The sequence below is a fragment of the Sphingobium sp. LB126 genome (assembly GCF_002795205.1).
Classification (GTDB): Bacteria; Pseudomonadota; Alphaproteobacteria; order Sphingomonadales; family Sphingomonadaceae; genus Sphingobium; species Sphingobium chungbukense.
In genome coordinates this window covers 439,447-452,316 of the sequence record NZ_NETV01000003.1, presented here as the reverse complement: position 1 = coordinate 452,316, position 12,870 = coordinate 439,447, and the positions used below count along the sequence as shown (strand labels likewise).

The 12,870-nt window shown below is 65.5% G+C and carries 9 protein-coding genes; 6 read left to right on the top strand and 3 right to left on the bottom strand.

All coding sequences use genetic code 11. The features are described 5' to 3' along the window. Positions 1 to 34 precede the first annotated feature (34 nt). Positions 35 to 1,036 (bottom strand): TonB-dependent receptor plug domain-containing protein, encoded by a 1,002-nt coding sequence (locus CAF53_RS28400; protein WP_242443604.1) that lies wholly within the window; start codon positions 1,034 to 1,036, stop codon positions 35 to 37. A gap of 240 nt (positions 1,037 to 1,276) precedes the next feature. On the opposite strand from CAF53_RS28400, the gene CAF53_RS23765 reads away from it, so the two are divergent. The 6 genes from CAF53_RS23765 to CAF53_RS23740 all read left to right on the top strand — a co-directional run bounded on the left by CAF53_RS23765 (position 1,277) and on the right by CAF53_RS23740 (position 10,243). Further along, positions 1,277 to 2,254: a membrane fusion protein MtrC gene (locus CAF53_RS23765; RefSeq protein WP_100239791.1), complete on the top strand. Its 978-nt coding sequence runs from the start codon at positions 1,277 to 1,279 to the stop codon at positions 2,252 to 2,254. Next, positions 2,254 to 5,379, top strand: a complete 3,126-nt coding sequence (locus tag CAF53_RS23760) for an efflux RND transporter permease subunit (protein WP_100239790.1) — start codon at positions 2,254 to 2,256, stop codon at positions 5,377 to 5,379. Before CAF53_RS23765 ends, CAF53_RS23760 begins: the two co-directional genes overlap by 1 nt. Then, positions 5,376 to 6,758, top strand: a complete 1,383-nt coding sequence (locus tag CAF53_RS23755; RefSeq protein WP_100239789.1) for a TolC family protein — start codon at positions 5,376 to 5,378, stop codon at positions 6,756 to 6,758. Before CAF53_RS23760 ends, CAF53_RS23755 begins: the two co-directional genes overlap by 4 nt. 8 nt (positions 6,759 to 6,766) lie before the next feature. Then, entirely contained in the window at positions 6,767 to 7,441 is a 675-nt protein-coding gene (locus tag CAF53_RS23750; RefSeq protein ID WP_100239788.1) for a response regulator transcription factor, read from the top strand. Positions 7,442 to 7,483: 42 nt separating this feature from the next. Continuing rightward, entirely contained in the window at positions 7,484 to 8,815 is a 1,332-nt protein-coding gene (locus tag CAF53_RS23745) for an ATP-binding protein (protein WP_242443603.1), read from the top strand. 234 nt (positions 8,816 to 9,049) lie between these two features. After that, positions 9,050 to 10,243, top strand: a complete 1,194-nt coding sequence (locus CAF53_RS23740; RefSeq protein WP_100239786.1) for an MFS transporter — start codon at positions 9,050 to 9,052, stop codon at positions 10,241 to 10,243. A 92-nt stretch (positions 10,244 to 10,335) separates the two neighbouring features. Here CAF53_RS23740 and CAF53_RS23735 read toward each other — a convergent pair whose 3' ends face one another. After that, positions 10,336 to 11,475, bottom strand: coding sequence for a site-specific integrase (locus CAF53_RS23735; protein WP_100239875.1), 1,140 nt, complete (start codon positions 11,473 to 11,475; stop codon positions 10,336 to 10,338). Between the two features lie 74 nt (positions 11,476 to 11,549). Next, complete coding sequence (locus tag CAF53_RS23730; RefSeq protein WP_100239785.1) at positions 11,550 to 12,800, bottom strand: hypothetical protein; 1,251 nt, start codon at positions 12,798 to 12,800, stop codon at positions 11,550 to 11,552. Positions 12,801 to 12,870 lie beyond the last annotated feature (70 nt).

Here is a 12,870-nt window from a genome sequence, read left to right as displayed (position 1 = left end):
CATAGCTCCCGGCAGGCAGGCCAGCCGGGTTGACCTAGGTGGTGGTGTTCACCGCGCCAGCGAAGACATTGCGGTAGAACTTGTCATATTCCGCGTAGCGCGTACGATTGCGGATCGACACCGTTTCGCTGAAGCGATGCTCGATAAACAGCGTGCCAGCATCGGTATCGGTCCACGTCGGGCTGTTCCCGGGATCGCCGAAGAACTGGCCGCGCCGGGTGCGGAGCGGTTGTCCCAGATAGGACGAGACGCCGCGATCGGCGACGCGATTATCCTCGAAATGTTCATATCCGACCGACACCGTCGTGTCCGGGCCAAGCGCCAACGTGGCGGTGGGATTGAGACCCCAGCGCTCATAGTCGACGCCATCACGGTAGCTGCCGCTGTTCTGATAGACACCAGTCAGGCGCAGCGAAAGCACCTCGCTCGCCGGCGCGCCGATGTCGATTTGCCCGCGATAGTGGTCGAAGCTGCCGGCTTCGAGGCGACCGGCGATATGCTGCCGGCTATCGGCAACCTTGGTGACGCGGTTGATGAGGCCGCCCACGCCGCCGCGGCCGAAGATCATCGCGTTCGGCCCCTTGAACACCTCAAGTCGGTCGATGTTGTAGAGGTCGCGATAGGTCTGAATGTCGTCGCGAACGCCATCGACGAAGAAGTCGCCCGTGGTCGAATTGCCACGGAACGACAGGGTTTCGCGATTGCCCTCCCCCTGCGACGAGAAGACGCCAGGGACATAACGGATCGCATCGCCGATGCTGTTGGCCGCCTGATCGGCGATTTGCTTCACCGGCACGACCGTCACGCTCTGCGGCACGTCGACTAGCGCCGTATCGGTGCGCGTCGCGCCGATGCTGCGCGAGACCTTGTAGGACGTCTCGGCTTCCTGATCGTCGATGGCCGTGTCGGTCACTGTGACCCCGCCCAGCTCCGTCGGCTTGTCCTGCGTCTGCGCGAAGGCCGGTGCCGCGCCAGCAACCGCCAGCACGGTAGACATGGCCCCCAAAGAGATGCGCGAGATGATACTAGTTTTCATTATTTTCCCCTGACACGTCAATGCTAATGCGAACGATTTGCATCTGCCGCATGGCTGCATGACGGGCCAGGAGCAAGCCATGAGCTCCTGCATTGGGGTATTGTATACTCGTCCCAATGTTTCCCCAATGCATTGAGTCACTGACGAGGGTGCGGACGTCTATCGCTTCTCGGCGCGCACATTGACGTATTGTATAGTGCGCTCCACCGGCCCCCATCATTCGGATGTTACGCCGCGTTCATGCGCCATTCCCTCTTCCTATTGCCCATCTTGCTCGCCGGCTGCGGCAGCAACCCATCGAAACCAGCGGCCCCGCCCTCGCACGCCGAGCCGATCGTGCACGAAACGGAACTGCTGAAGCTGACACTCTCGCCGCAAGCCCAACAGCGACTCGGAATCGGCCTGGCGCGCGTGGGCGGCGGCTCGGCAACGGCACAGCGACAGGTTGCTGGCGAGATCGTCGTTCCACCCACGAGCGCCAACGGTGTGCCGGTCAATTCGACTACCAATCTTCAGCAGATCGGCAGCCAGCAGGCGGCCGCGGACGCCGAGCTGGCGCGCGCGCGCGCGCAGGCCAGGCTCGCCCGGATTGCGCTCGATCGCGCCGAGGGCTTGGTGCGCGAGGAAGCGGGTAGCGTCCGCGCGCGTGACGAAGCCGCTGCCGCACTCGTAGCAGCGCAGGCCGCGCTTGGCGCCGCGCGCCAGCAGCGCCAGTTGCTCGGCCCGACCGTTGCCTCATTGGGTTCGCAATCGATCTTGTGGGTGCGCGCCTCCGTCTTCAGCGGCGACATCGGCAATGTCCGCCGAGACGGTGCCGCGACGATCCGTCCGCTGGGTAATGGTGCCGCGCCGCGCCGCGCGCGCCCGGTGCAGGCGCCGCCTTCGGCCAATACACTCGCCGGCACTGTCGACCTGTATTTTGCGGTCGACAATCGCGACCGTGCTTTCCGGGTTGGCCAGCGCGTGTCCGTCGACCTGCCACTTGCCGGCCGCACCGAGGGCCTGTCGGTTCCGTCCGCCGCGATCCTGCGCGATATCTATGGCGGCGAATGGGTCTATCAGAAGACTGCTGCCAATACCTTCGTGCGCCAGCGCGTCGAGGTCGCCTCCGAGGCGAACGGGCGCGCATTACTCGCCCGCGGGCTGACGCAGCGTGCAGAGATCGTGACCACCGGCGCGGCTGAGCTGTTCGGGACCGAGTTCGGGGCGGCGCACTGATGCTCGGCCGTCTCATCCACTTCGCGCTCGCACAGCGAATTCTCGTCCTCGCGGTCGCCGTGCTGTTGGTCGTGTTCGGCATCCGCGCCGGGCGCGACGTGCCGCTCGACGTGTTCCCCGAGTTCGCTCCGCCGATGGTCGAAATCCAGACCGAAGCGCCGGGCCTTTCCACGGAGGAAGTCGAGAGCCTGGTCACGGTCCCGATTGAGACCGCGGTCAACGGCGTGCCCGGCCTGATGACACTGCGCTCCAAGTCGGTGCTTGGGCTGTCGTCCGTCCAGATCCTTTTCGAGCGCGGGTCCGACGTGATCCGCGCACGCCAGATGGTCGGCGAGCGTATCGCGCAGGTGCAACCGCGGCTGCCGCTCGCCGCGCGTCAGCCGGTGCTGATGCCGCCCCTCTCATCAACAAGCCGGGCAATGAAGGTCGGGCTATCATCGACCAAGCTCGACCAGAAGCAGCTTTCAGAGCTGGTGCGTTGGACAATCCGGCCCCGCCTGATGGCGGTGCCCGGCGTCGCTAACGTCGCGGTATGGGGCCAGCGCGATCGCCAGCTCCAAGTGCTCGTCGATCCCGATCTTCTGCGCGCCGCCGGTGTCACGCTGGCCGAAGTGCGCGCTGCCGCCGGTGACGCGGTGCTTGTAGGCGGTGGTGGGTTCGTGGACACGCCCAACCAACGGCTTGCTGTCCAGCAGGCGGGCGCGGTCCAGACCGCGGCCGAGCTGGGCCAGGCGATCGTCAAGCAGGCCGGCGAAGCCCCCGTGCGGATCGGCGACGTCGCCCGCGTGGTCGACGGCTTCAGTGCGCCGATCGGCGACGCCATCATCGACGATGGCCCCGGCATCATGCTGATCGTCGAGAAGCAGCCCACTGCCAATACACTTGAGCTGACTCACACGGTTGAGGCTGCCTTCGTCGAGCTGAAGCCCGGACTGAAGGACGTGAAGGTCGACACGACCATCTTCCGTCCCGCGACCTTCATCGAGCGCTCGATCGACAACCTCACCCGCGCGCTGTTGATCGGCTGCGTATTGGTGGCGGCGGTGCTGTTCCTGTTCACCCGCGACTGGCGACAGGCGACGATCAGCCTTGCCGCCATCCCCTTGTCGTTGCTGGGCGCCGGGCTGGTGCTGCTCTGGTCGGGAGCGACGATCAACGTTATGATTATCGCGGGTCTCGTCATCGCGCTTGGCGAGGTGGTCGACGACGCGATCATCGACGTCGAAAACATTGCACGACGCCTGCGGCTCAATCGGGAGTCTGCCAATCCAAAGACAGCGTTTGATGTCGTGCTGGCCGCCTCACTGGAAGTGCGCTCGGCCGTGGTGTTCGCCTCGCTCGTCGTGATGCTCGTCTTCCTGCCGATCTTCTTCCTGGGTGGCGTTGCCGGCACCTTCTTCCAGCCCCTCGCCATCGCCTATGTGCTTGCCATCGCCACGTCGCTGCTGGTGGCGCTCACCGTCACGCCGGCGATGTGCCTGCTGCTCCTCCCCAACGCACCGCTGAAGGAGGAGCGCGATACTCGCTTCGTCACTGCCTTGAAGCGCCGCTACGCCGGCTTCCTGCCGCGCGTCGTCGGCCGTCCGTCGATCGCGGTCGGCATCATCGCGGGCGGGTTGCTGCTCACCGGCGCCGGCTATGCGACCTTCAAGGACCAGTTCCTCCCGGACTTCCGCGAAACCGATTTCCTCATGCACTTCGTCGAGAAGCCGGGCACCTCGATCGAGGCGATGGACCGGATTACCATCCGCGCGTCGAAGGAGCTGCGCGCCATTCCCGGCGTCCGCAACTTCGGCGCCCATATCGGCCGCGCCGAACAGGCTGACGAGGTCGTCGGTCCCAACTTCACCGAGCTATGGATCAGCCTCGACGAGAGCGCCAACTATGACGCTTCGGTCAAGCGCATCAAGGAAGTGGTCGAAGGTTATCCCGGCCTGTTCCGCGATGTGCTCACCTATCTGCGCGAGCGCATCAAGGAGGTGCTGACCGGCGCCGGCGCAACGATCGTCGTGCGCATCTATGGCCCCGATCAGGAGGAGTTGCGCGCAGCCGGCGCGCGCGTCCGCAGCGCCATCAGCGGCATCCAGGGGGTCTCCGACCTGAAGCTGGAAAGCCAGGTGCTCGTGCCGCAAATCCGCATCCGGCCGCGCGCGATCGAACTGTCCCGGTTCGGCCTCACCGCCGGCGAGGTCCGCCGCCAGGCCCAGGTGCTCGTCGCGCAAGCAAAGGTCGGCGAGATATACCACGACCAGAAGGCGTTCGATGTCGCGGTCTGGGGCGAACCTGCGGTGCGGGGCAGCATCCATGCGCTACGCGATCTGATGATACAGGCGCCGCCCGCCACCGGGGTTGCATCGGGCGGCGGCGCGCCGGTGCGGCTTGCCGATATCGCCGACATCGACATCGTGCCCGCCCCCAACGAAGTGAAGCGTGAGAACGGCCAGCGCCGTCTGGACGTCACCATGAACGTCGCGGGCGCGGACCTGGGCACGGTCGCGCAGGCCGTGGACGCGGCGGTCGCCAAAGTGCCCTTCGCGGCCGGCTATCATCCCCAGGTGCTCGGCGAATACGCCGCGCTGAAGGAATCGCGCGAGCGGCTATGGACCACCGGCGCCTTGTGCCTGGTCGGCATCCTGCTCCTCGTATGGGTCGAGTTCCGCTCACGCCGCGTTACCGCGCTGGTCGGCATCACCCTGCCCTTCGCGCTGGTCGGCGGGGTGGTGGCGGTCGCGCTCACCGGCGGGGTGCTGTCGCTCGGCTCGCTGGTCGGCTTCGTCACCGTCATCGGCATCGCCGCGCGCAACGGCATCATGCTGCTGTCGCATTATCGGCACCTCGAACGGTACGAGGGCATGGCGTTCGGGCGCGAGCTGGTGCTGCGCGGCGCCGAGGAACGATTGGTGCCGATCCTGATGACCGCGGCCTGCGCAGGCCTCGCGCTGGTGCCGCTGATCGTCGCCGGCAACGCCCCCGGCCACGAGATCGAGCATCCGATGGCGATCGTGATCCTGGGCGGCCTCATCTCATCGACAGCGCTCAACCTGCTGCTGCTGCCTGCGCTCTATGCTCGCTACGGCCAAGAGCGCCCTGCGCCTGCCGCCGATCGCCAGGAGGCGCTGGCATGACCGTCCTTCCGCGCATTGCACCCGTCTTTGCCCTCCTCGCTTCCGCGTGCATGAGCGTACCTAAGCCGCCAGCCACGGTGGCACCGGCGAGCGCGACCGGCGCATTCGCACAGCTCCCGGTCGCCTCGATCGAGCCGGTGCCCGACGATTGGTGGCGGCTCTATGAGGACCCTGCGCTTGACGGTCTCGTCCGCGCGGCGCTTGTCGCCAATGCAGACCTGCGCGTCGCCTATGCCAATCTCGACGGTGCGCGCGCGGCGCTGCGGCAAGCGCAGGCGGCGCGGCTTCCGCAAACGACCTTCGAAAGCGCGCTCGGGATCGACAACTCCGCCTCGCAACCCAGCGCATCGGGGAACGTCCCGACCACCGATTACGACATAGCGACGACAGCGAGCTGGGATATCGACCTGTTCGGTCGCCTTCGTTCCGCGTCAGCGGCCGCCCACGCCGATGCCGAGGCACAGGCCGCGATCCTCGACGGTCTGCGCGTCGCCGTGGTTGCCGATACGGTGCTCGCCTATGTCGACCTGTGCGGCACGACCCGCGCGATCGATGCCGCGCGCGAGATCGCGACCGCACAGGACAGATCGGTTGCCCTCGTGCGCGAGCAGCTTCGCGCCGGCGAGGTATCCCCCTTGGAAGTGTCGCAGGTCGCGACGGCCGCGGCCACCACCCGCGCGGCTGTAGCGCCCTTTGAGGCGCGGCGCACTAATGCGCTCTATCGCTTGGCGACGCTGCAAGGCCGTCCCCCTGCCGAAGCGCGGAGCTACAACTTCACTTGCAAGACGCCGCCTCGTCTTCGCGCGGTGGCGCCAATTGGGGACGGGAACGCCCTTCTGTTGCGCCGCCCCGACGTGCGCGAGGCCGAGCGACGCCTTGCCGCCGCTGCGGCGCGTGTCGGCGTGGCGCGCGCGGATCTTTATCCCCGAGTCAATCTCGGCGGGGCGCTCGGGCTATTGTCCGGCGGGTTCAAGGCGGTCGCATCGCCGCTCGTCACCTGGGCCTTTCCGAACCAGGCGCCCGCGCGAGCCAAGCTGGAACAGGCGCGTGCGACCGAACGGGCAGCGCTCGCGGGATGGGACGTGGCTGTGCTACGATCCTTGCGCGAAGTGGAGACGGCGCTGGCCGCCTATGACGCGGAGATGCGTCGGAATCGCGATCTGGATTTGGCCTCGCGCGAGGCGCAATCTTATGTCCGGCGGGCCACGGCGCGTGTTCGGCTAGGCGATGCGCCGGGGCTGCTGCAGATCGACGCGCAGCGCTCGCTTGCCGCCGCCACGCTCCAGCAGGTTGAGTCCGATTTGCTGGTGTCGCAAAGCGAAGTCGTTTTATTTCGGGCTCTGGGTGGTGGCTGGCGCACGGATGCTGGAGCGAGGTAAGGTGTGAGATGCGTATATTGATCGTCGAGGATGATTCCGAAACCAGCGCGTTTGTGGCGCAGGGTCTCGCGCAAGCTGGGCATCAGGTCGCGATCAGCGCGGACGGACGGGACGGTTTGTTCAAAGCCACCGGCGGCGAGTTCGAGGCGATCGTGGTCGATCGGATGCTGCCGAGCCTCGACGGCCTCGCATTGGTCAAGGCGCTGCGCGCCGCCGGCGACACCACCCCGGTCCTGATGCTGACGGCAGTTGGCGGCATCGCCGATCGCGTGGAAGGGCTGGAGAGCGGCGCAGACGATTATCTGGTGAAGCCCTTCGCGTTCTCCGAGCTGGCGGCGCGGCTCAACGCGCTGGCGCGGCGACCAGCGCAGCGCAGCGAGCCGCACCAGCTCAGGGTTGCCGATATCGTGCTGGATCTCGACCGCCGGAGCGTCGAGCGCGCCGGACAGCGTATCCATCTTCAACCCCGCGAGTTCGCCTTGCTGGCCGAGCTGATGCGCAACCCCCATCGGGTGATGACGCGCACCATGCTCCTCGAGCGCGTGTGGGATTTCGACTTTGACCCGAAGACCAACATTGTCGAAACCCATCTCAGCCGGCTGCGTTCCAAGCTTAACGCTGGTTTCGACGAGGACGCGATCGATACGGTGCGCGGCGCCGGTTACATGATCCGGGACGAATAGGTGCTGCTCCGCCTCTGGCGATCTACCTTCGGCGTCGTCGCCTTGGTCGCACTGGCGTTCAGCGCCGCCACTTTGGCGATCGGCGGAATCGCCTATATCGTCACCCACGAGGCGCTGGAAAAGCAGCTCGATCACCGCGTCGCGGTAGAATCCCAGGCACTGCTTGACCAAGCGAAGGAAGGCGGCCCTGCGAGTATCGCACAGTCTATTCGGCTTCGCGAGAAAGCTCGCAACTCGTCCAGCCTCGATTACCTGCTGGTCGATGATGCCGGCCGGCCGATCGCGGCCACCATATCGCCGCTCGTCCCGCTCAAGGAGGGTTATGAGGAGTTCTTCCGCTTCCGACGGGGGCGATATACTGGGGTCGGCCAATCTCTCACTTCTGCTCTTCCTGGTGGGCTTCTGGTTGTCATCGCTGATCGACACGACCTGAAGGAGATCGATCGCACGCTCGAAATGCTTTTCGCCGGCGCTCTCGGCGCAATGCTTGCGCTGGGCGTTGGTGCGGCCGCGCTGATCGGTTGGCTGACCCGAAGGCGCCTGTCGCGGGTGGACACCACCGCGAAGGCGATCATCGCCGGTGACCTAACCCAGCGCGTACCGCGCGACGGCTCGCAGAGCGAGTTCGACCGGCTTGCGGCCACGCTGAACCAGATGCTCGACCGGATCGGTGCGCTGATGGACAATCTTCGGCAGGTATCGAGCGATGTGGCGCACGACTTGCGCACGCCTCTGACTCGGTTGTGCAACCAGCTTGAGCGCGCTTCGACGGGCGAGGACGAAGCCGAGCGCGCAGCGGCGATCCACGCCGCGCGTAATCAAGCCGACGAATTATTGGAGATCTTCGCTGCCCTCTTGCGGATCGCCGAAGTCGAGGGGCTTGCCGAGCGGCGCGCGCTCGTCTCTGTCGACGTTACCGCTCTTCTTGAGGAGATGGCGGATACCTATCGGCCGGACTTTGAAGCAAGTGAGCGACGGCTGTTGGCAAGCATCCCGCCCGGGTTGCGACTTCGAGGCGATCGCCGCTTGCTTGCGCAGGCGCTTTCCAACCTTTTGGAGAATGCCCTGCGACATACGCCCTCACGAACGACCGTGACCCTCACCGCTCTCGCGTCGCAAAGCACGATCAACATTCGCTTGGAAGACGACGGACCAGGCGTTCCGGAGGCCGAAGCCGATCGACTGTTTCAACGCTTCGCGCGGGCAGAAGCTTCTCGCACGACTGCAGGCCATGGGCTCGGCTTGGCTCTAGTCAAGGCCATTGCTGCCGGGCACGGCGGCGAGGCAACCCTGTCTCGGCCGGCGAGAGGCTTTGGCGTGATCATCCGCCTGCCGACTCCTGCCCGGGGCGCCAGCGATGCTAGCCTTAACTAACCAGCATTCAGGTGATTGTCATTGTGCCCCAGTACGGCTCGTACGTGGCTGCGCCGACGCGGCACGCACCGTTCGCGCTGGAACAGCCGGCGGCGAAGCGCAGCTGGGAATGTTACCATCGGCGGTGCGGAGCGAACGAAAATCCAGGGTCGTTCTTTACAGTTTCAGGCTAACCCGCATGTGCCTGCGGAGACGTGGGCGGAGCGGCCGCGAACAGAACAAGGTGGCCCAGGCATGAAACCACTCGTCACCGCAGTGCCCCGCACGGTCTGGATGCTGGGGTTCGTCAGCCTGTTTATGGACCTGTCGTCCGAGATAATCCATGCGCTCCTGCCGCTGTTTCTCACTACGACGCTTGGTGTCAGCGTCGCTGTCGTCGGCGCAATAGACGGTGTTGCCGAAGCGACCGCCTCGATCACCAAGGTGTTTTCGGGCTACATTTCAGACCGTATCGGCAAGCGTCGCCCGCTGATCCTGATCGGGTATGGCCTCGCGGCGCTGACCAAGCCGCTGTTCGCGCTCGCCGGGAGCGCACCTGTCGTGCTCGGCGCGCGCTTCGCCGATCGGATCGGCAAGGGATTACGCGGTGCCCCGCGAGATGCGCTGGTCGCCGATGTCACGCCGCCCGAGATCCGGGGCAAGGCCTTTGGGCTACGTCAGTCGCTCGATACGATTGGTGCGTTCGCGGGGCCGCTACTTGCCGTTGGCCTGATGGTAGTTTTCACCAACGACATCCGTTCGGTTTTCTGGTTCGCGACCATCCCAGCGGCCATTGCAGTGCTGCTGGTGGTCGTGGGCGTCGAAGACGCCGAGCCCCGGCACGGCGATGCCGCAGCTCGCTCGCCCATCCGTTTTGCCGATCTCGGGCGACTGGCGCTCCCGTTCTGGGAATTAGTCGCCGTCGGCGTCGTCTTTACGCTCGCGCGGTTCAGCGAGGCCTTTCTGATCCTGAAGGCGAATGCGGAGGGCCTGCCGCTCGCGCTGGCGCCGCTGGTGCTTGTTGCCATGAATATCATCTACGCGTTAGGCGCGTATCCAGCTGGAAAATTGTCCGACCGCGTGTCGGCGCGTGCCATTCTCGCAGCGGGCATGATCTGCCTAATATTCGCCGACCTCGCACTGGCGTTATTGCGCGGCATCGGAGGGGCATTTGTCGGGATCGCCATGTGGGGAGCCCATATGGCGTTGACGCAAGGGCTATTCGCCAAGCTTGTTGCAGACAATGCGGCGCCGGAACTCCGGGGTTCGGCCTACGGGCTGTTCAATCTCGCGACCGGGCTCACCATGCTGTTTGCCAGCGTCATCGCCGGAGTCGTTTGGGACAGGTTCGGTGCCGATGCGACGTTCCTCGTCAGCGGGGCTTTTGCGCTGGTCGCGATGCTGCTGCTTTTCGTTCGCCGCGTGCCATCGATGCCATTGAATCGGTGACTCCGCTCCGTGACGGCGCATGCTCCGTCACGACGAGAAGAAGGGCAGCTATCCCGCCAATAGTGTTGCATCGCCTGCGACAGGCCTCCTGATCACTTGAGTTTCCCAAGTAGCCGCCCCGCCGCGCCCGCCTCGGCAGCAAGATTGCGATTGTAGGCAAGCGGCATTCGCGGGCTCTTCCACCGCAGTGCATCCATGATGCCCGCGAGATCCTCGCCGCTCGCGAACAGATCCTGGTTGAGCCCCACGCGCGTCGAATGCGCGCTGATCCCCTTGAGCAGCCGCGCGAGATCATCCGCGGTGAGATCGGCCAGCGCGCCACGATCGAACGCCCGCTGAATGATCGAACGCCAGATCGGTCCGATTGACCCCGGATGAAGGGCTTGGTCACCAACATCATATTCCGTCCGCGCCGCAATCGCGGGCCGAGGCAGCGTCTTGCGCAGGTCCCAGGTCTCGCGCGCCGAAATGCTCTCGATCCGCCTTCCCTTCACCGCCAGCCGGGCTTTGTATCGCCGCACCTGCACCCGACGGAACAGCGGCCCCGAGGATATAGCTGCTGCTTGCGTCCAGGCCATGATCGCACACACCGAGCGCGGCGACAGGAATGCAGTCGCCCCCTCCCCTTCCTGGTCGCCCTTGCTGCGCGGTATCGAAAGGAGGCGCGCCTCGGGATCGAGAGCCTCAAGAAGATGCTCGACCGCGATCGCCACCAACTCGGCGGCGCGCAGCCCCGTATCATAAGCAACCGACAGCAGCGCGCGATCACGCCGGCCCGGCAGATCGTCGGGGCAGGCCTCGAGCAATGCCCGCACGTTCAGCCCCCTCGGTGCCTCGCGTTCCACATCGCGCACCGCTCCCTTGAATCGCAGCGGCCGCGCCTGAGTCTGCGCCGTCCCCTTCTCGCGCCGGATCGCCCTGAGCCGCAACTTGACCAGCTCGGTCTGCGTCGGATCCTTCAGATCGAGAAGCTGATGGATCTTCGCGATCGACGCCTTGTAACGGCCGAGCGAAGCCGGTTTGGCCCCCTTCCCCGCCCTTGCGTCGAGATAGTCAGCCACGAGTTCGGGGGTCGCCGGCAACGATGCTCTGTGCGAGCGCCGACACCAGAGGTCGAACGCTTCCAGATCGGATTTGAGGGCGCGGATGCTGTGGGGAGAGGAGGCGGCCTGATAGGCGTCGATCAGAGCCTTGTTGACGGTGATCGTCTGCCCGGCCCCAAGCTTCGTCATTTCCCACGCCAGATCGATTCCCGATCCCGAAGGCGGGTCGGCCTCTGGCAGCGTGGCGGGCAGTGTGTCCACGCTCAGGGCCTCGACTGTTCGATGATTTGGTCGTGGGTGAAGGGCTCCATGCCGTAAGCCGCGGCCAGGCCGTTGAATGCCTCGACACCGACACGCTGTAGCTCCTCAGGCGCGACGGACGTCAGCGTCGTGTCATATTCGTAGGCGTCCTCAACCGCTGCGTAGCCCTCATCGTTGAACTGGAACGGGCCGCGCGGCCACCAGCTATCCCTGATGTCGCTGATGCCGAGCCGGACATGGATCGGCAGCGCGCCGCCGTGCGCGAGCACAAGCGCGCAGTTCCGTTCCAGAAAGTGGAGCCAGCGCTGGTAGAAATAGCCGGTCGACAGGGTGAGCCTCTCGCCATCGCGCTGAAACAGGAACCCCCCGCCCACGCCCCAGATTTCGCCGGTCTTCTCGAACCACTGGGTCAAGGCGACGGTGGGATCGACGCCCTCTTCCGCGGTGCCGGGCCAATAGACCATCGCTCCGCCCTTGCTGATTCCGAAATTGAGCGAGTTGGGCTGCGCCAGCAGCGCCGAATGACCCGCACTCCCGGCCAGAGATTGCTTTGCTCCCGGCTTCGCCGCCCATTTCGACGGAATGATCCGCGCATAGCCCGCGAAGTGCGGCTTCCAGCGCAGCTTCGTCGTGCCGTGCATCGGATTGGTGACCGTCTGCACTTCGGACCGATCAAACCAGAGATCGGCATCGCCCGGGAAGTGCGCCTGCCAATGAATGGCTTCTGGCGGCGGCGGGGGAAGTTCGTCCAGTGAGGCCTTCAACGCGCCCGCGAGCTGCTTTGCCAATTCTCCACGCACTCGCCGCAGCTCTGAGGTGTCAGCGCCGACGGGGAGATGGAAGCTGATAGGCCCGCGCCGTCCGCGCATATCGAACGGCAGCTTGTCGAGCATGGCGCCCTCAAACGCCGTGTTCCAGACCTGGATGACGCGGTGCTCGCTCAGCGCCCGGTTGGCATAGCCCATCTCGAGCAGGACGTTGGGGTTAGCGCAGGCTTTGCCGCTCTCCGACACGGAGATCGGCGTGACGTCGCCGACGAACACCGCAGCTTCGTCGATCTTGCGGAGAATGGTCGCGACGATATCGGGCGTGCCGGCGACGCCTTGCGTGTCCGAGGTCAGGCTCGGTCGATCGGCCTCTTCGACGTCGGCCGACAACATCGTGATCGCGGCGTCGAGCGCGAAACGGACGACCTCGCGCGTGACCCGGCTGTCGAGATCGCTCTGCCATGACCAGAAAACCGTCTTTTCCATGCGTGCTCACCCCTGCCGTCACGGCGGCGCTTGTAGCGCACCTTGTCACTTAAAGAATACGGGCGGACGA